We start from the raw sequence: 19,072 nt of genomic DNA, 5'->3' as shown, positions 1-19,072 counted from the left end.
ATTACACGTAACTGCGATCGCCACTTAAATAGAAACTTTTTGAGTCAGGCGGCTGGAATCTTTATTAAATAAACTATTGAATCGCTGATTTTATACGTTCACAATCCTAGGTACGCCGGAGCGACTTCTACCGCTAGTACACCAGGTAAAGCTGCTGATAACTCAAGTCTTGTGTGTAACTGCGAGCATACACAAAAATGTAAAAAGTGCGAGTCAAAAGCGGTTTTTTGCAATAACCCTATTGAATTCTTTAAAACTGACCTGTAACAATTATAACACAGCCCTAAAAACAAAGTAAAGAGCCAGCTCAAACCAATGAAAAAAATATTAGTAATTGAAGACGATCACTTAATTCGAGAAACGGTATTAGAACTTCTGGAATCGCGCGGTTTTGAAGCTATAGGCGCCGAGAATGGAAAAGTTGGTATCCAGTTAGCTGCCCAAATTCCCGATTTAATTTTGTCTGATGTCATGATGCCGGAACTCGATGGTTTTGAAGTATTTGCTGCCGTGCGATCGCACCCTGCAACCGCCAGCATTCCGTTTATTTTTATGACAGCCTCCGAACTAGAAAAAGCCCTGGAACTCAAAGCGGACGGCTATCTCAAAAAACCTTGCAGCGTAGCAGAAATGCTCGGGGCGATCGCCACTCAACTAGAAAAACCGACAGTTACCAACCCACAACATCAAAAAGTACAGGACAATTCTGCGGCATCAAATCTTAGCTTGCGCGCCAGGAATCAAAAGTCTCGGTTTGAGATTGCCTCGGTTTGCTGGCAATGACACTCACAGTAACGTTATTGATACACAAGTTGAGGGAATTTCAAAATGGTTCCCGCCAGGGGTGGCTTAGACTGGGTATGTTGAATTTGGTTAAATATTTATGAACGCACAACCCAAAGGCCGCCTAGTTTGGAATCACTCTACCCACCTTCCCGGTTTGATACCAATTTTAGAGCGCCTCACCCTAAAAATCGGCATTCAAACAGTCACTCCGGGCGTCATCAACAAAGTTAAAGGACACATCCCCCGCATGACATTAAGAGTGTCAGTACCCATCCGCGGGGGATTTAAAGTCATCGCCAGACAGGGCAAAACTGTACAAGAAGTCTTTATATTAACCACTCTCAGTCAAGGGGACTTGGAAGAGACCATCGCCCAAACCCTAGCCAAGTGACAATATTTTCTTAGCAAGCAAAGCCCGAGCCCTAACTGAAGTAGTTTGATCGCTTTGGGTGATTTCCTCAAGTCTGGCCGAAACTTCCGCTAACCAATCCGGTTTACCAGTCGCAGCACCCGCCAAAGCTTGCAAACCCCCCGCTGCTGCGTAGCGAACCACCCATTCTGGATCTCGGGACGCTTGCAGTAGCGTTTTCACAGCGCGAAGTTGAGCATCTCCAATTTGTTCTGCCGGCATTAGTTGCCAACAAATCGTCCCCAAACCCCTAGCGGCTGCCCGCCGCACACTCAAAGCAAAGTCATTCGCCGCTGCATCGAGCAAAATCTCCAAACCCCTGGGGTCGCCAATTCCCGCCAAAGCCCGAACAGCCCAAGCTCTCGCCCCGTAATTGTAGCCGTCAAGCTGTTCTAGAAGCGGCAGCACGGCAGCTTCTCCGAGTTGAATCAGCCCATCAACGGCGGCAACAGCGGCGCCTGGGTTGTTGTAACCGAGCACTGTAATTAAGGTAGGAATTGCTTGTTTTGAGGGAGTCGCCGCCAGTGCTTTGACTGCGTTTAACAAGCCTTCGGAAGAATCTGCTTGTTCGACAGCCTGAATTAGTTCTAATGCCATTTATTTATAAGCTTTACTGTGACTATTGTAATTGTAGATTGGGTCGCGCGATCGAACTTTTTGCCACCTCACCCACCAACATTCTCATCAAAATAGGTAGGAAAACAGCACTGCTGTGTCCTGCCTAAAATACAGATATGCTGTAGGGAAACAGCACTGCTGTGTCATCAGATACTGTGTCCTAAATATACAGGAGACAATTAATAGTCTCTACAGCCATCCTATTTTAGTTGTGAACTAATTTTTTAAAGTAAACTATCCATTAAGTTCATAACTTGGATAGCTTCATCTGACAAAGATAGAGATTCTTGTTGATTGAGGTGATGCTCCAAAACTCCTTTGAGGGCAATCAATTTCAGGCTATTTTCTGCTAAAGTTTCAGAAATAGCTTGCGCTCCCGGCAAATAGCCGATCGCTCCCAAGTCCATCAAAGCCGATCGCCTCAACTGCAAATTATCCCCATTCAAAGCACTTACCAACCGCTCTCCGTAAACCCGCTCTCCAGTTAACTGATACATCGCCCGCGCCGCAGCGTACTGCACCCGCTCCACAGAGTGTTCTAAAAAGGGTGAAATGAGGGGTATTGCTTCTGTCGCTTGCAGCGTTCCCAAAGCTTCAATTACCGAGTCGTAAGGTTGCACGAGGTGCGATTTTCCTGGTACTCGCACAGCAACAACTACGCCCCCATCCAATAGCTTCATTAGCGGCTCAATAGAATCGCGATCGCCCAGCATTTCTAGAGCTTGAGCCGCCGCTTCCCGCACGTAATAATCGGCGCATTCCAAACAGCGAATCAGAGCTGGCAAGGCTTGTTTGTCGCCCAATTTACCCAGAGCCCGCGCCGCATTTCGTAATAGGGAATAGTCGCCGATTTTTGTTTGTTCTGACTCTTCTTCCAATGCGGCAATTAAAGCTGCAATAGCTGCCGGTTCCTTGACGCGAAATCTGCCCACCCACCAAGCAGCATAATACCGGAGACTGTAATCTTGGGAGTGCAAATTTGCGATCGCCTGTTCAACAGTTAAAGATTCGCCCTCAGCTACACCCGCCGGCGGTGAGTCAGATTCGTAATAATCCATAGTTATTAGTTATTAGTTATTAGTTATTAGTTATTCGGCTATTGAAATCGCTGCTACCCAGACACAACCTGCAAGGGTTAGGGAAACTCGCCGATTCAAATCGCTACTAAACAGACAAAACCCGCCTGGGCGGGTTAAATTAACTTTTAGTCCGCTGGGAGTGGACTTTATTTGTCTAGCAGCGATTTTCATCGCCCCTTCTAGCTTTTGTAGGAGCGATTTTAATCGCCCCCGCAACCAAACTATTGGTGATCACCCGATGATTCATGGGATGATTCTGCACTCGCGCTTAAAGGATGAATGCTGACAATTTTCCCGCCCATGCGAGTAATCCGCTGCATTTCTTGATTCATCCGATTGTAAGGCACGTTGATAAATGTACTTGCGCTTGATCGAATCGAATAATCCACATTATTTGTTTCATCGCTTTGGCGCAAGCCCACAACTTCATACCGAAAGCAGCGACCAGCCGAAGCTGTATTGCCACTTTTTCCAGCTACAATTTGACCCAGCATAAGCTTCTTGGTAATTGGTGATTCTGAATGTTGACTATTGACTTTTGACAGTTGACGGTTGACTAAAAGCTAGTAACTGCCAACTGCCAACTGCCAACTGACTAAATTGGAGTAATGCTGGCGATTTTCGCGCCCATGCGTTGAAATTTCTGCATTTGCGAGGACAACTCCTCAACAGGTACGATGAAAGCCTTGCTGCTGCGGCGCACGCTGGGATAGCCACCCGTGCGAATGCCGGAAACTTCCACGCGCACCAGCCGCCCTTCTTTACCGTAAGCTGCCGCACCGCCGAAAGTGCTGGCGGGAGTTACGTTTCTGGCAGAAGGCCGATATGCCCAACCTTCGTTACCGCCAGAAGGCCCAACTACAGCAGTAGCGGTGTTAGTGCCGAGTTCGACAGCTAAGCGAGAGCTATTGCCTTCTAGTTGAGATGTATCGCTGTTTGCATAGCCACGATACAACCGGAACATCCGGGTAAAACCGACGGTTTTTTGACCACGCTGGGTGTTAAAGCCGCGGTAGTAAGGCACGATACTGTCGCCGAAGTTTTCTTGATACTCTACTGAATCGATGTAAGAATCAATATCAGCGTCGTAGCCTTGTGTTTGGTACAAATCTAAGTGATAAACTACTTCAGATTCGTCGTAGGTAGCGCGACCGAGCAAGTGTTTGTAATTTAGTTCGATCGTCCGAGTTTGGAAACTGTTGTAGAAAAACTTGGTTTTGTACAGTTCTGACTTAGCTACAGCGCGTACAAATTCTCGTACACTCAAACTGCCGTCTCGCAGCAAAGACTCGGAACTTATGAGTCGCTCGGATTTCATTAAATAGTCGTTGCCCAACACCTGACGGTAAACCGCACGAATCACAGTTTCAACGTCGTCTTTGGTGTAGTTCGGGCGCAATTCTACCTTCGGCGCATCGCTCAATGCGGATGTTCCTAGTCTGGACGCTGCTGTTGTAATCGCCACCAGATTTTCTCCTAAATTATTAATGACAAAAGTTTAATGCTTGGTTGCACTTGAAATTTTTAGGACTAAGGATAATATGCCTCAAAGTAGGGTGTGCACTGCACACCTTACCTATACACATAAAATTGAAGAATTTTTTAGCCTTAGTCCTAATTTGCTAAAGACGTTTCCAAAAAACCGTCTTTACAAACTTTAAGCTGTGGTAATACTTACCACTTTGCCGCCACGTTTGTTGATTTGCTGCAAGCGGCTCGAAAGTTGCTCGTAAGGCACGAGATATTCGGTAGTAGTCCGCCGCACTTGAGGCAAAAAATTAGCGGAACCTTGCATTGCGGTGACTCGGTAGAGTTGGTCGCGAGAACCGCCGGAGGTGCCGCCAAGGGCTTTTCCGGTGGAGGCCGTGTATATCGGCGAGGCCATATTTCTCGCTACTTCCCAAGTCAGCCGGGCTTGGGTTTGGTTTTGCGATCGATCGCTAGAAGCAAAACCCCGGTACAGTTGAAACATCCGGTTAAAACCGACGGTTTTTTGACCTCTTTGAGTCGCGAAACCGCGATAGTAAGGCACTACACTTTCGCCAAAATTTTCTTGATACTCAACTGAGTCAATGTAAGAATTGATTTCAGCTTCGTAGCCTTCTGCATTGTACAAATCAACGTGGAAAGCAATTTCCGACTCGTCGTAAGGAGCGCGGCCCAACAAATGCTTATAATTAAGCTCAATTAACCGCGTTTGCGAGTTCGGATAAAAAAACTTTTTCCGATAGGTTTCGGAATGTGCAATTGACCGCACAAAATCTTTCACTGAAATCTGCCCTTGCAGCAGCAGAGATTCAGCACTGGTAAGTCGTTCGCTCGACATTAAATACTCGTTGCCGAAAACTTGACTGTAAGCAGCGCGAATTACTGCTTTCGCATCCTCTTGCGTCCAGTGGGGGCGCAGTTCTACCCGTCCCGCTTCTTCAAATGCTTTTATTCCCAACCGTTCTGCTGCAGCTAGTCCCGCCATCTTCGCTTCTTCCTTTTTTGCTGTAAAAATTGAAAACTGCTTAAAAAAGTATTTGCAAAACTAGGCTTGGATCGCAGATGCCCGGAATTGTAAACAACCGCTAACACTTAAGCTAACAGCAGCTTACAATCCCGGGCATCACGCAAATCTAGCTCAGAGCGTTGATTGCGTAGTCGATGTAGGAATTCGCTTCAGTTGCAGCGTCGCCACTGAGACCGTGGTTGCCTTTGATGTACTTGAGGGCTTCAACGTACCAGCTAGGAGACAATTCAAATGTCCGGTTGATTTCGTCAACACCTGCAATCAGGTACTCGTCCATGGGACCGGTGCCGCCTGCAACTAAGCAGTAGGTTACCATGCGGAGGTAGTAGCCGATGTCGCGAGCGCACTTAGCTTTACCTGTTGGGGTAGAAGCGTAGTTCGGGCCTTGCATTTGTTGGGTGTACGGAAATTTGTTGTACACAGCTTGAGCTGCACCGTCGATCAAGCGCTGAGAGTTGGCGGTCAAAGCCTTGGCTGCTTCCAAACCTGCTGCTGCTTGGCGGAAACGGCCGAAGGCAACTTGTAGTTCAGTGCTGCTCAGGAAACGACCTTGAGAATCGGCTGCTGTTACTGCTTCAGTCAAAGGGGTTTTCATTGTTCTGGTTTCTCCCTAATGTTGTGTTGTTTTTGTACAAAAATGATTGTTTGCAAAAATGCGATGCTCGCTTCTTTACAAGAAAGGTTCGCTTGGCTATTTTTAGCCGACTGCACTAGCTGCGCGGTCGAAGTAGCTGCCGATTTCAGACATTAGCGAGCTGCAATCACCACGGGTAACACCGTTGGGGTCGTTAGCGATCGCAATTGCTGCTTCCTTCATTTTTTGCACGCCGGCTGCAACTGAGCCACCGGGAACTCCCAAAGCTTGGTATGTTTCACGCAGACCGTTCAAGCAGCGGTCGTCCAAAACGCTGGCGTCGCCTGCAAATGTTGCATAGGTGACGTAGCGCAAGATGATTTCCATATCGCGCAAGCAAGCTGCCATGCGGCGGTTGGTGTATGCATTGCCACCAGGAGCGATCAGTTGTGGCTGTTCAGCGAACAAGGTGCGAGCTGCATTGGCTACGATGCTGGATGCGTTGCCGGTGATGCGGTTTACTGCGTCAATCCGCTTGTTGGCGTCGGAAACCATGCTGCTGAGAGCATCGAGTTGACCCTGAGCTAGAAATTCGCCCCGAGCGTCAGATTGGGAAACCACTTTTGTAAATGCGTCAAACATGAAAGAACTCTCCTACTTGAGTTAATTGAGTTTGGTTGCGGTATAAAACCGTTAAGTTAAATTTGTTCAGGCTACGAGTGCCTGCAAGGGTTGAAATTTGATGCCAGCTAATCTGCTGGTCCGATCGAGTTTTCCCTTTCCGCTACCTGCACTATTGTTACATCGTAACGGACGTTTAAGAAACCTTAGAATTTTTTACATCTTTTATGAGATGCGACAAACCTTGTCAATCAGTGTTTTTGTTAACTTTGGCCTGTCGTTTCAACCCTCTGATAATCTTTATACAACGCTCGCCCGTCTTTGTTTATTACAAATTATTACAGAAAGTTATCTCTCTAAGAAGGTAAATGTCTGGGTGGGCAAGTTCGGGCTAATCTCCTTCCTGCGGTAGATGCGGGGTCGTACAAAGAAAAGAAGAGTTTGCTTTTTTCGCCCCTGCAGTTGCGGTTCAACCGCCCCGAACCATCTCAGGGGCCGATCGCTTTTGTTGGCTTTCTCTGGAAAAGCCAAATTGTTAAGAAGTATTAAGTAAATTAAAGTTTTGGTAAAAAAAGGCTGGGGGAATAGGGAAAAAAGCAAAAATTCTGCCCCATGTCAGGATGGCAGCAGAATTGAGTGTGGGCAAAATCTAAAAGATTGTGATCCCGATCGCCACAGCCTCAGCTTTTGCCGGAAATATCAGCATTTAGCGACAAAACTCAGCTTTTGGAAGTTGAAAGACCGGCCCCGGTCTTTCATAACGCGGGGATGCTGGCTCTGGGGAGTCATTGAACTTGACCCCAGAGCCAGCTATATACTGTTTGTCCCCGCAGTGGTTGCAAAAAAACTGTCTTCATCTATCTGTTCTATGTTCTGCTTCCCACAGGCTAGTCGCACGGAAGGGTGTGGCAAGCTGAGCATTGTTGATGGTGAGAAAACCAACATAGGCGATCGAGACCTGTCGAGGCAGGGCCATTTTTCTTTTAACATTAAAACTCAGCGAAATAGATGAGTTAGGATATTCGCCTTTTATTAGGTTTGTTTTAAGGTAGGTTTTGACCTGCAGCGCACGCTTGCATCCCCGGACTAAAGTCACTCTTGCTTTCAGCTTCTTTTCTGTGTAAAAGCCGAAGGAATTGCTAATTTTTAGTAGTAAGGTGGATAGGTGCTATCAGCCGTAGGCATACAAACGGCGCGATCGAGCAGCCAGACGCATTGAAGTTAAAAGCTTTTTGCTTCCCCGGCATCGAACCGCCCAAAACCAGTCCCAAGTTAAACAGTTTTTTATTCAGTACTCAAAACTTAAAACTCTCTTACTGTAATCAGCCAGATGGATCGGCTGTAGCTGTCCGGCCGCAACCACCTTTATGCCCCACGATCGATCGTAATTTATGTCTTCAAATTCTCCCTCTTCTTGGCACACCGTAGCAATTGACCAAACTCTCCAGCAGCTAAGCAGCAACAAAGACGCTGGCTTGAGCAGCCAACAGGTGTCAGAACGCTTGCAGCAATACGGCCCCAACGAACTCGAAGAAACAGGAGGCCGCAGTCCGTGGTCGATTTTTGTCGATCAGTTCACCAACATCATGTTGTTGATGCTGATGGGTGTGGCCGTGATTTCGGCTTTTTTGGACATCAGGTCGAATACTTTTCCCAAAGATGCGATCGCCATTTTTGCGATCGTCATACTCAACGGCATTCTCGGCTATTTCCAAGAGCAAAGTGCCGAAAAAGCCCTCGCAGCACTCAAAAACCTCGCTTCCCCCCTAGTCCGAGTCGTGCGGGACGGCAAAACTTCGGAAATAGCAGCCAAGGAACTTGTACCCGGAGACGTGATGCTGTTGGAGGCTGGGGTAAAAATAGCAGCAGACGCACGCTTGATCGAAACATCAAATCTGCAAGTCAGAGAATCTGCTTTGACAGGAGAAGCTCTAGCAGTCACCAAGCAAGCAGAGCTAGAACTTCCAGAAGATGCTTCCTTGGGCGATCGACTAAACCTGATTTTTCAGGGCACAGAAGTTGTTCAGGGACGAGCAAAGGCGATCGTCACCAACACCGCAATGCAAACTGAACTGGGCAAAATTGCCACCATGCTTCAGTCAGTAGAAAACGAACCGACTCCCCTGCAACAGCGGATGGATCAGTTGGGAAAGGTTCTAGTCTCCGGTGCCCTAACCTTAGTCGCAATTGTCGTCATCGGTGGCATGATTACCTTCCAAAACGGCAGCCTCGGGTTCGATACCAGCAGGTGGGAAGATTTGTTAGAAGTTTCTCTGAGCATGGCTGTGGCTGTGGTCCCCGAAGGACTCGCAGCAGTCGTGACAGTTACTCTGGCACTCGGAACTAGGCGGATGGTGAAGCGAAACGCCCTGATTCGCAAACTGCCTGCAGTAGAAACTTTGGGCTCGGTAACTACCATTTGTTCTGACAAAACAGGTACTCTGACTCAAAATAAAATGGTAGTTCAGCTAGTGTCTACCGGCGACTGCACAGTCGCCGTGGCAGGCGACGGCTATGCCCCGATCGGAGATTTTACCGATCGCCTGACAGCGACCAAAATTAATAATTTAGAGGAATATCCAGAACTCGAATCTTTATTAATTGCCTGTGCAGTTTGCAACGACGCAGTATTGCAACAAGAACAGCAAGAATGGCAGATTTTAGGCGACCCCACAGAAGGAGCTCTGCTGTGCGTAGCGGGAAAAGCAGGCATTTATAAGGAAAAACAGTCTCAATTGCTGCCGCGGACGGCGGAATTTCCTTTTTCTTCCGAACGCAAACGGATGAGTGTGATTTGCGAAGTGCCGGGTCGATCGGGAAATTCGGGATTTCCCGCAGAAGCAGGACAGCAGTCGAATTATTTGATGCTGACCAAAGGTTCTCCAGAGTTGACTTTGGAGCGCTGCAAAGGGATTATAGTCGGCGATCGAGTACAACCTTTAACCCAGGAAATGCGCGATCGCATCCTCGTGGAAAACAACAACATGGCAAGCGGCGGTTTGCGAGTGCTCGGGTTTGCGTACAAACTCTGGGAAAACATACCGCCCGAAGGTTCTGAGGAAACCAGCGAACAAGACATGATTTGGCTGGGACTCGTCAGTATGCTGGACGCCCCGCGCCCGGAAGTGCGGGAAGCTGTGGTGAAGTGCCGCGATGCAGGCATTCGGGTGGTGATGATTACAGGAGACCACCAGTTGACAGCCAAAGCCATCGCCTACGATTTAGGTATTGCAACAGAAGGCGATCGAGTTCTCACCGGTCAAGAATTAGAAAAGCTCAGCCAAGAAGAACTCAAACAGCAAGTCGAACAGGTTAGCGTTTACGCCCGCGTCTCCCCCGAACACAAATTGCGCATTGTCCAAGCTTTGCAAAGTTGGGGCAAATTTGTCGCGATGACCGGCGACGGCGTTAACGACGCCCCCGCCTTGAAACAAGCCGATATCGGCATCGCCATGGGGATTACCGGCACCGATGTCAGCAAAGAAGCTAGCGATATGGTGCTCCTCGACGACAACTTCGCAACTATTGTCGCCGCCGCTGAAGAAGGGCGAGTGGTTTATAGCAATATTCGCCGCTTTATTAAATACATTTTGGGCAGCAACATCGGCGAAGTTTTGACAATTGCGGCCGCACCTTTAATGGGTTTGGGAGGAGTGCCGCTGACGCCGCTGCAAATTTTGTGGATGAACTTAGTAACAGACGGGGTTCCCGCTTTGGCCTTGGCTGTAGAACCGGGGGAACCGAACGTGATGAAAAGACCTCCTTTCAGTCCGCGAGAAAGTATTTTTGCGCGGGGTTTGGGTTCTTACATGATTCGGATCGGGATTATTTTTGCAATTTTGACGATCGCGATGATGTCCTGGGCTTACGGATATACCACCAACCCTAACCATGTTGGGGATCCCGAGGCTTGGAAAACAATGGTGTTTACAACTCTTTGTTTGGCACAAATGGGTCACGCGATCGCAATTCGGTCTAACACTCAGCTAACTATCGAGTTAAATCCCTTCACTAATGTTTTTGTGTGGGGGGCTGTAATTGTGACTACTATTCTGCAATTGATGCTGATTTATGTTCCGCCACTGAGAGCATTTTTTGGCACTCATTATTTAACGGGGTTTGAGTTGCTAGTTTGCTTCGGTTTCAGCGCTCTAATGTTTGTCTGGATCGAAATGGAAAAACTGTTCTTGCGCTTTTACAAATCTAGAAAATAGTGTTAACGGCTGACGAAGGCTGAGCGATGTTTCATTATTAGCTATAACGCTCGATTGGGTACTATTTTCAAGAATGTCCGCCAGGGGTTTCAGCCCCTGGCTCACAGCGAAATTTATCCCTATGAAGATTAAATAGATTGTCTCACGATTAAACATTTATTACTTCGTTATAATGTCATTGCGAGCGTAACGCTGGGCGAAAACCGCCAGAGCCAAGGCTCGCGGTTACCAACCCGTAAGGTGCGTTCTACGATGAGTGTATTACCAATTACCAATTACCACTTACTAATATTATGTATTTGAAAACGCTGCACCTACGGCAGTTTCGGAACTACTTCGATCAAAAGGTAGCGTTTGACGCTCCCAAAACCATTTTAGTAGGAAATAACGCTCAAGGAAAATCTAACTTGTTAGAAGCAGTAGAGTTGCTTTCTACATTAAAAAGCCACCGGGTAGGGCGCGATCGCGATTTAATACTCGACTCAAAGCCGATCGGGCAAATTGATGCTACACTAGAACGTCAAACCGGAGCCATCGACTTAGCTTTAACTCTTCGCTCTCAGGCGCGTCGGACACTGAAGCTCAACGGTGAACCGCTGCGCCGCCATTTAGACTTTTTGAGCGTCTTAAATGTAGTTCAATTTTCTTGTTTGGATTTGGACTTAGTGCGCGGCGGGCCCGAAGGAAGGCGCAATTGGATCGATCGCCTAGTTATCCAGTTAGAACCGATTTACGCTCACATTTTGCAGCAGTACAACCAAATTTTGCGCCAGCGAAACGCTCTGTTGAAACGTTCTAAAGAAATCAGGAAAGCGGAATTTTCAGACAGTTTTGACAAGATGCGATTTATCGGATATGAAACTCCCGAAGACCGAAATATCGCAGAATGCCCCATTCCCAATGCCCAATTCCCAATTCCCAATTCCCAATTCCCAATTCCCAGTTCAGAATTAGCTTTGTGGGACGCACAGTTGGCGACAGCGGGCGCTCGTGTCATCCGCAGGCGCGATCGAATTTTGGAGCGTTTGATGCCTTTAGCTCGAAATTGGCACCGTTCAATTAGCGGTTCAGCAGAAGTTTTAGATGTAAAATACGATGCTAATATTGAAGTAAGTTCGGAATTAATCGCTAAAGATAATCTCGAAGGAGTGCGGCAAGCATTTTTAGAGAAAATTCAAAAAAGGGCGATCGCAGAACAGTTTCAAGGAACCACTTTAGTCGGCCCCCACCGCGACGACATTATATTTACCATTAACAATACCCCAGCTCGTCAATACGCATCCCAAGGTCAGCAGCGAACTCTGGTATTAGCATTAAAATTAGCCGAACTGCAGCTTATTGAAGAAGTCGTCGGCGAAGCGCCTTTACTGTTGCTCGACGACGTACTTGCAGAACTCGATCTGAGCCGCCAAAATCAACTTTTAGAAACAATTCAAGAACGATTTCAAACTCTGATTACTACAACTCACTTAGGCGCTTTTGATGCTCAGTGGCTGCGACAAACCCAAATTCTCTCCGTCGTTGCTGGACAAATCAATCAATTTTAGATTTTAGATTTTAGATTTTAGATTGACAAATTTTCTGTTTCATGGTATTACTGCAAAAATTTTTGAAAAATTGGCATTATTAGCTCAATTCGAGATAGGATAAAGGTTAATTTTGATTGCCGCTTTCGCTTCCATTTTTCTAAACCTTATGAAGCATTACATTTCCCGTCTGTTAGCCTTGGTATTAGTTGTTGTCATCGGCATAGCGGGCTGTACCAATGTTCCGGCCACTCTGAGTGGAGATTATGGTCAAGACACATTAGCATTAGTGAACAGCTTGAGAACAGCGCTCACTTTGCCAGAGGGCACGCCGGAAAAAGCAGCCGCTCAAGCCAAGGCTCGCACAAGTATCAACGATTTTTTTGCTGAATACCGCCGCGATCCCGCTCTTACCAAGCTGGCCTCTTTCACGACAATGCGGACGGCATTAAACTCTTTGGCAGGACATTACAGTTCCTATCCCAACCGTCCGGTTCCTGAAAAATTGAAAAAGCGTCTTGAGTCAGAATTTCAGCAAATTGAAGCTGCTCTTAACAGAGGAGCTTAATCTCAAAATTTAGGAGCAAGGATAAATTTTAACAATTCATCTTCATCCTTGATATTTGAGTGTTAACAATTTTTAGTAGAAATATCAACTGCTTTTAGCGCCCACTGTATCCAGGCGCTTTTTTATGCAGCATTTAGTGAAAAAATACATAAAAATCGAACTGGATATGATATCAAATCCGGGCTTTTTACCCTCTTTATTTTTGAGTTAGCGAAGGTGCGTGCCTACGCACCAAAACTTAGGCAGAGGAAAGTTTGTATAACATAGCAGCGGTTTAATCGCGGAGTCTTATCTTACCCGATCGCCCTTATTGAATTTAAATAGCCGCCAGATAGAATTTGCATTGTGCGATCGACTTGTGCCATAACTAAGTCAACCGAAAAAAGTAGAAAATTTGTAGCTGCTTGTTGAGCGCGATCGCAAAAATGCGATCGCCACCCAATTTAAACCAGAAAACCCCATTCCATTCTCCCATGAAAATTGCACCAACTCGCATCGCGAATTTTCAACACCAGCGACGCTTTTTAAGTGCGGTAACTGCTGTTTTAACCAGTAGCTTCATCAGCCAGCTTGTTTGGTCGTTTATCGGAAATCAACCAGCTTTTGCCCAAACATCAGCCTACTGCCAATTATCCCAAGAACAGGTCAATCAAAAAGAAGACTTGCGCCGCGCCGCGCTCTCGGGAAAACGGGAATCTCAGCAAGCATATTTTGCGGTTTTGAACAAACACGCGCGGGAAATAGCAGAATGCCGCCAAAAAACTTGGCCCGAAACCCAAGCAGTTTGGCTGCGTTTGTATCCCTGCGATGTCAGACCCGGAGAAATCGATCGAGTATTAGACAAAGTTGTGAATAAAGGCTACAACCAAGTCTATATAGAAACATTTTATGACGGTCAAGTGCTGCTACCAGTCGCAGACAATCCTACGGCTTGGCCTTCTGTTTTGAGAAATCGCGGCTACGAGAAATACGACTTGTTAGAAAAGGCGATCGCCAAAGGCAAACAGCGAGGTTTAAAAGTATACGCTTGGTTGTTTACCATGAACTTTGGCTATACTTATTCTCAGCGTTCCGACAGACAGCAAACCCTCGCTATCAACGGTAAAAATCAGACTACTTTAACAGTAGTTCAAGACGCAGGAATTAACGAGGACTTCGGAGAAGTTCCGGGCAATCAAGCCTTTATAGATCCGTACAACCCGCAAGCCAGGCAAGACTATACTTTGTTAGTAAATCAAATAGTCAAGCGCAAGCCGCAAGGAATGTTATTCGACTACATTCGCTATCTACGGGGCGTCGGACCCGCTTCAGTTGCTACCAAAGTTCAAGACTTGTGGATTTACGGCCCTGCATCGCAGCAAGTTCTTTTGCAGCGGGCTAACAATCAGCAAGGGCGAGATTTAATTCAGCGGTATTTGACTAAGGGATTTATCAATACTAATGACGTTCAAGCAGTAGTCAAACAGTATCCAACTGAGCGAGAACCTCTTTGGCAGGGGCGAATTCCACAGGCGATGTCAGTAGCAACTCCACCTTCTAGAAAGCAGAATGCCGGATCGAGATCGGCCTCAAAAACTCCCGCCGCTAACAAGCCAAACCCTGCAACTCCAACATCAAAACCGACATCGCCGCTTCCCGATATCGGCATTCTGCAAAAAGACCTGTGGAAACTCAGCGTTGCTCACGCAGTCCAAGGGATTTTAGATTTTTTGGGGATAGCAATTCAACCAGCTCAAAGGATTGGAATTCCTGTAGGAGCAGTATTTTTCCCCACTGCAAATCAAGCGATAAATCAAGGGGGATATGATTCGAGATTGCAGCCTTGGGACACATTTCCGGCTGCTGTAGAATTCCACGCCATGTCTTACGGAAATTGCGGCGATGTAAGCTGCATTGTGCCACAGGTGCAGCGAACAGTGAGTTTAGCACCTGCGGGAGCAAAAATTATTCCTGCCATTGCTGGAGATTGGGGAAAACCTCTCAGAAATCGGCCGTCTTTGGAGATTCAAATGCGGGCAATTCGCTCGGCGACGCCGCAAATTAATGCGGTGAGTCATTTTGCTTTTGGGTGGCAAGAACCGGAGGATGAAAGGGCGCGGCAAACTTGCCGGTTGTAGGGGGATTCGTTGTTGTAGAGATGCGATTTGTAGCGTCTCTACAAAACTGCATTTGGGAAAGCAGCTAACTGTTAGACAAACTCTTGGTGCGTGGCACTGTTTAATCCCGTTTGAAGAGTTGCGATCGTACTTGGCATATCCCCGTCTAAGAGTGCTGAAACAGCCAGCCACAACCCCGGAAAAACTCGGCTGCGGATAATTCCTTCTGCATCGGGTAGCAGAGAAATATATTCTTCTTCCTGCAAAGAAAACCAATCAATCCGGCGATCGATTACTTGCCAAACGAGATATTCTCTCACCATGCTGCGGCGGTAAACTCGCTTTTTGTCCCGCAGATCGATCGTAGCGGTACTAACAGCAATTTCGGCAACAAATTCCGGCGCGCCTACGATGTAGCCGTCATCACTGAGGCTAGTTGCACCGCCGCGTCGGGAATCAATTAGCAGTACAGCATCGGGCTGGGGTTCGTTATCTACGTCGAGACGGACGGTGGGGTTATCGCCAAGACGCACGCCTGGAGTAGCAATTTTGTAACTCCACAGCCAGCCCATTAAATCCGCATGGGGCTCGGTGTGAGGTTCAAAGCGTAAGGGTGAAGCCATATAAACAATTCCTTCGATCAATTCTGCTTTTTTGAGTCCCGGCATGGCTGTATAGCGTCGCTCGAATTCGGCACGGGTGAGCAAATCGCCATTTTCCAAAGGAGGGATGCTGATGCGGCTGAGATTTGCGGGAGCAATCATGGCTTTTCTCCTGTTGTTATGCGTCGGTATCTTGAATTTTATCTAATTTTCGGCATAGCTGTAAGCCAGAGTTATATTATCAGAAATAAATGCTGTGGCAAATGAGTACCAAATTGGCAACTCAAGGGGCGCTAAAAATCTTGTTTTTAATCGGATCGATCGCCCTAATTTCCCTTATTTCTGAAACGCGACAAACTGCAAACTCACATTCAATCGCCCAACCCATCCCACCCCGATAAAATCCCCCGCCAAACCTCCTGAAACCCCCAAAACTAAAAACACCCCATTCTCCCCCCGCAACTCCCTCTCCCAAGCCTCCCGAGCAACCTTTAGTATTCGCACCGCCGACGCAATTTCGCAGCCAAATTGTTTATCAAGCAAGTATTAACAACTCAAAAGTTATCGCCCTGACATTTGACGATGGCCCTTCGCCTGAAACTTTGAAAATATTAGAAGTTTTGCAGAAACATCAAGTTGTGGGTACATTTTTCTGCTTGGGTGCCAATTTGCGGCAGTATCCAGAAATTGCGAAGCGAGTTGTGCAAGCGGGAAATGCGATCGGCAATCATACTTGACATCACTATTCTCACAATGTTACCGAAAAAACAGCATCGGATGAAATAGATAATACTGGTGTTCATATTTATCGATCGACTGGGGCAAAAAGTTTCTTGTTTCACCCTCCCTGCGGCCGCTTAAATAACGGTTTGGCAAATTACGCTAAAAAAAAATTATGTAGTGGTGGTGTGGTCGATCGACCCTAAAGACTTTCTGCAACCTCCGGCCGCTGCGATCGCCCGTAGCGTGCTATCCCAAGCTTCAACGGGGGCGATCGTATTGTTGCACTACGGCGGCGGAAATCGCCAGCAAACAGTCGAGGCGCTATCTGCAATTATTCCCAAACTCAAACAGCAGGGATATCGTTTTGTTACCGTACCACAATTGCTGCAAATGCAAGCTGGACAAAAACAGCGAATTGCAGAGCGTAAATCCCAATGAACAGACATCTGGTCCAAATTAACTTACTCGGAATTTCATCGGCGTTCATTTGCGTTCATCTACGGTTAAAAATCCCAATTATGCTAAACTTATTAATAACCATAAAAGCATTTATTAATCATAATAATGCAAAAACTTCTATCAAGAGACATCAACCTCCGCTATCTAATTGATAACTTCGGCTTGCAGCGAGTTCGCAACAGCGAATTTTTCCGAGAATGGCAAGAAAACTTACCCGAAGTAACAGACTCAGAAAAACAATTGCTCGATCGCGTCCAAGACATATACTTCAACTTGGTAGACACCCCGCTTGTATTGGAAAATGCAGTCAAGCTAACAATTATCAGCCCCATTTTGTTTATTGCAGGTCTGTATGAGTCTCCTTTTCCAGTCAAAGCCGAAAAGTCGATCGCCATTCAAGAGAAAGACGAAGGCAGAATCATCGAAGGCAGAATAGATATCCTAATTATGAAAGCAAACTTGTGGGTGACAGTAATAGAATCCAAACAACTTTCGTTTTCAACTGACGAAGCACTTGCCCAACTCCTTACATATATGCTGGCCGATCCCAATCCTGAAACTCCTACTTTTGGAATGATTTCTACAGGTGCTAACTTCAATTTTGTCAAGTTAGTTAGAGGCGAAACTCCCCAGTATGCGCGATCTGCTGAATTTGTTATTTCCAATCCCGACAATGAATTGTACCGGGTTTTGCAGATTTTAAAACGGCTGAGTCAACTGTCAGACTAGCAATAAAAGCCATTTTGAGTTATCTTTCAAAGCAGACAATATCTAATATCTCAAATTTCAAACTGGTGCGAGCATGGTAAATTACTGGATAGTCGGCGCTGTGGCAATAGCTTCTGTCTGCTGGGCAGAAATAATACGAGACTTTTATCACGTTGTGTCCCATTATTGGGCACCCCTGCAAAAGCTGCACACTTGGCATCACCGCGTTTTCCGCCCGAATTTGACCCCCGTCAACGAGACAATTTACAAGCAAGCACACTGGCGTCATGACGTACCCGAAGCTGCGGCGATGATGGTTTTAGGCTTGTTGCTCTGGGTTGTAGCTTATTTTTGGTTGCCGGAATATCATTGGGGTGCAGCAGCGGGTTGTATTTATACTTTAGGCTTTTTGTTGAGCGCGATCGCCCGCGGGTGTGGCATCAAAGGCGCAGACGAATTAACCGACATCACCCACCAACCGGGAGACTTTCTGACTCCCCCTGGCAAGTGGTTAGTTAATAAACCTTATCACTGGCGGCATCACTTCGACAATCAAAATGCTTACTATTGCGGTACTTTCACCTTAATAGATAAACTTATGGGTACAGCACTTTCTCTCAAAGGCAAAACTGTAGCCGTCACAGGTGCATCGGGAACTTTAGGTCGTTCCCTACTCAAACACCTGCACAAAGCTGGTGCAAAAGCGATCGCCCTCACCTCGGGAAATGAGGAAATTACTTTGAATTTAGACGGCGAAAGTTTACCTATAAAAACCATAACTTGGCAAGCTGGCCAAGAGGCAGACTTAGCCTTATTTTTAGAAAAAATCGATATTCTCGTCATCAATCACGGGATTAATGTACACGGAGAAAGAACAGGAGAGGCGATCGCAAACTCCTACGAAATTAACACTTTTTCCGCATGGCGGCTGATGGAACTCTTTTTCTTAACTGTCCGCACTAACGAAAACATTGCTTGCAAAGAAGTCTGGATCAACACTTCCGAAGCAGAAGTAATTCCCGCTGTCAGTCCCCTGTACGAACTCAGCAAGCGCGCCCTAGGAGATTTAGTCACCCTGCGCCGGTTAGACGCACCCTGCATCGTTCGCAAACTGATTTTAGGACCGTTTAAAAGCAACTTAAACCCGATCGGCATCATGTCTCCTGACTGGGTAGCACAGCAAATTGTCAAAAAAGCTAAAGCTGATGCCCGCAATATCATCGTGACAATTAATCCTTTGACTTTTATCGTTTTTCCAGTCAAAGAGTTTTTTGTTTCTCTCTACTTCCAAATCTTCAGCCGGAAAGCAGTCTCTTTGGCAGATATAGAATTAGAGCGATCGGACCTTGAAGTAAGAACTAAGTAATATCAAATCCCGTTAAATAAACCTAATGCTTCTAGGCTTCTAGGTGAAGTACGCATGACTTACGCAGTACATTCGGGCTTCACCTAGTGAACGTACATTGAGAATTGGTATTACTTCTTTCCTAGCAACTGTGCTTTCTTTAGAAGTAGTTTCAGCCTGCTTGGCAACAGTTGATTGAGATCCCAGCGATAACCAAGGTATTTCAAAT

The 19,072-nt window shown here is 46.6% G+C and carries 19 protein-coding genes; 10 read left to right on the top strand and 9 right to left on the bottom strand.

All coding sequences use genetic code 11. From position 1 onward, the window contains the following. The first annotated feature begins 315 nt into the window (after positions 1 to 315). Together QUA38_RS01935 and QUA38_RS01930 are read left to right on the top strand one after the other, a co-directional pair. On the top strand, positions 316 to 783 hold the full coding sequence (locus QUA38_RS01935; RefSeq protein ID WP_333158728.1) for a response regulator: 468 nt from the start codon (positions 316 to 318) through the stop codon (positions 781 to 783). A gap of 100 nt (positions 784 to 883) precedes the next feature. Further along, complete coding sequence (locus QUA38_RS01930; protein ID WP_333158726.1) at positions 884 to 1,177, top strand: DUF2103 domain-containing protein; 294 nt, start codon at positions 884 to 886, stop codon at positions 1,175 to 1,177. Here QUA38_RS01930 and QUA38_RS01925 read toward each other — a convergent pair. From QUA38_RS01925 to QUA38_RS01895, 7 genes are all read right to left on the bottom strand, one after another. Then, the gene (locus QUA38_RS01925; RefSeq protein WP_333158724.1) at positions 1,166 to 1,792 is read right to left on the bottom strand and encodes a HEAT repeat domain-containing protein; all 627 of its coding nucleotides are present in this window, start codon (positions 1,790 to 1,792) and stop codon (positions 1,166 to 1,168) included. The two genes, QUA38_RS01930 and QUA38_RS01925, sit on opposite strands and share 12 nt — an antisense overlap. Before the next feature lie 245 nt (positions 1,793 to 2,037). Then, positions 2,038 to 2,871, bottom strand: a complete 834-nt coding sequence (locus QUA38_RS01920) for a HEAT repeat domain-containing protein (RefSeq protein WP_333158722.1) — start codon at positions 2,869 to 2,871, stop codon at positions 2,038 to 2,040. 242 nt (positions 2,872 to 3,113) lie between these two features. Next, positions 3,114 to 3,386, bottom strand: coding sequence for a phycobilisome linker polypeptide (locus QUA38_RS01915; protein WP_333066256.1), 273 nt, complete (start codon positions 3,384 to 3,386; stop codon positions 3,114 to 3,116). A 101-nt stretch (positions 3,387 to 3,487) separates the two neighbouring features. After that, positions 3,488 to 4,357, bottom strand: a complete 870-nt coding sequence (locus QUA38_RS01910; protein ID WP_333158720.1) for a phycobilisome linker polypeptide — start codon at positions 4,355 to 4,357, stop codon at positions 3,488 to 3,490. A 192-nt stretch (positions 4,358 to 4,549) separates the two neighbouring features. Then, positions 4,550 to 5,365, bottom strand: coding sequence for a phycobilisome linker polypeptide (locus QUA38_RS01905; RefSeq protein WP_333066253.1), 816 nt, complete (start codon positions 5,363 to 5,365; stop codon positions 4,550 to 4,552). Between the two features lie 148 nt (positions 5,366 to 5,513). Then, a complete protein-coding gene (gene cpcA, locus QUA38_RS01900) occupies positions 5,514 to 6,002 on the bottom strand; it encodes a phycocyanin subunit alpha (RefSeq protein ID WP_015175793.1) in 489 nt (162 codons plus the stop codon). A gap of 102 nt (positions 6,003 to 6,104) precedes the next feature. Next, positions 6,105 to 6,623, bottom strand: coding sequence for a phycocyanin subunit beta (locus QUA38_RS01895; protein WP_332948147.1), 519 nt, complete (start codon positions 6,621 to 6,623; stop codon positions 6,105 to 6,107). 1,370 nt (positions 6,624 to 7,993) lie between these two features. On the opposite strand from QUA38_RS01895, the gene QUA38_RS01890 reads away from it, so the two are divergent. The 4 genes from QUA38_RS01890 to QUA38_RS01875 all read left to right on the top strand — a co-directional run bounded on the left by QUA38_RS01890 (position 7,994) and on the right by QUA38_RS01875 (position 15,027). Then, complete coding sequence (locus QUA38_RS01890; RefSeq protein WP_333158718.1) at positions 7,994 to 10,816, top strand: cation-transporting P-type ATPase; 2,823 nt, start codon at positions 7,994 to 7,996, stop codon at positions 10,814 to 10,816. A gap of 293 nt (positions 10,817 to 11,109) precedes the next feature. Then, positions 11,110 to 12,363: a DNA replication/repair protein RecF gene (locus tag QUA38_RS01885; protein WP_333158716.1), complete on the top strand. Its 1,254-nt coding sequence runs from the start codon at positions 11,110 to 11,112 to the stop codon at positions 12,361 to 12,363. Positions 12,364 to 12,511: 148 nt separating this feature from the next. Further along, positions 12,512 to 12,910 (top strand): photosystem II protein Psb27, encoded by a 399-nt coding sequence (gene psb27 / locus QUA38_RS01880; protein ID WP_190659832.1) that lies wholly within the window; start codon positions 12,512 to 12,514, stop codon positions 12,908 to 12,910. 473 nt (positions 12,911 to 13,383) lie between these two features. Next, on the top strand, positions 13,384 to 15,027 hold the full coding sequence (locus QUA38_RS01875) for a family 10 glycosylhydrolase (RefSeq protein WP_333158713.1): 1,644 nt from the start codon (positions 13,384 to 13,386) through the stop codon (positions 15,025 to 15,027). Between the two features lie 71 nt (positions 15,028 to 15,098). On the opposite strand, the gene QUA38_RS01870 is transcribed toward QUA38_RS01875, so the two are convergent. Both QUA38_RS01870 and QUA38_RS01865 read right to left on the bottom strand, forming a co-directional pair. Continuing rightward, positions 15,099 to 15,770 (bottom strand): Uma2 family endonuclease, encoded by a 672-nt coding sequence (locus tag QUA38_RS01870; protein WP_333158711.1) that lies wholly within the window; start codon positions 15,768 to 15,770, stop codon positions 15,099 to 15,101. A gap of 174 nt (positions 15,771 to 15,944) precedes the next feature. Continuing rightward, positions 15,945 to 16,151 (bottom strand): hypothetical protein, encoded by a 207-nt coding sequence (locus QUA38_RS01865; RefSeq protein ID WP_333158709.1) that lies wholly within the window; start codon positions 16,149 to 16,151, stop codon positions 15,945 to 15,947. A 59-nt stretch (positions 16,152 to 16,210) separates the two neighbouring features. Between QUA38_RS01865 and QUA38_RS01860 the strand changes: the two genes are divergently transcribed. From QUA38_RS01860 to QUA38_RS01845, 4 genes are all read left to right on the top strand, one after another. Then, entirely contained in the window at positions 16,211 to 16,345 is a 135-nt protein-coding gene (locus tag QUA38_RS01860) for a polysaccharide deacetylase family protein (RefSeq protein WP_333158707.1), read from the top strand. A gap of 163 nt (positions 16,346 to 16,508) precedes the next feature. After that, positions 16,509 to 16,769, top strand: a complete 261-nt coding sequence (locus QUA38_RS01855) for a hypothetical protein (protein WP_333158705.1) — start codon at positions 16,509 to 16,511, stop codon at positions 16,767 to 16,769. A 126-nt stretch (positions 16,770 to 16,895) separates the two neighbouring features. Next, a complete protein-coding gene (locus QUA38_RS01850; RefSeq protein ID WP_333158704.1) occupies positions 16,896 to 17,519 on the top strand; it encodes a restriction endonuclease subunit R in 624 nt (207 codons plus the stop codon). 73 nt (positions 17,520 to 17,592) lie between these two features. Next, positions 17,593 to 18,864: a bifunctional sterol desaturase/short chain dehydrogenase gene (locus QUA38_RS01845; protein WP_333158701.1), complete on the top strand. Its 1,272-nt coding sequence runs from the start codon at positions 17,593 to 17,595 to the stop codon at positions 18,862 to 18,864. Positions 18,865 to 19,072: the final 208 nt, after the last annotated feature.

The sequence above is a fragment of the Microcoleus sp. Pol12B4 genome, assembly GCF_036701385.1.
Classification (GTDB): domain Bacteria; phylum Cyanobacteriota; class Cyanobacteriia; order Cyanobacteriales; family Microcoleaceae; genus Microcoleus.
This window is presented reverse-complemented; position numbering and strand designations above follow the sequence as displayed.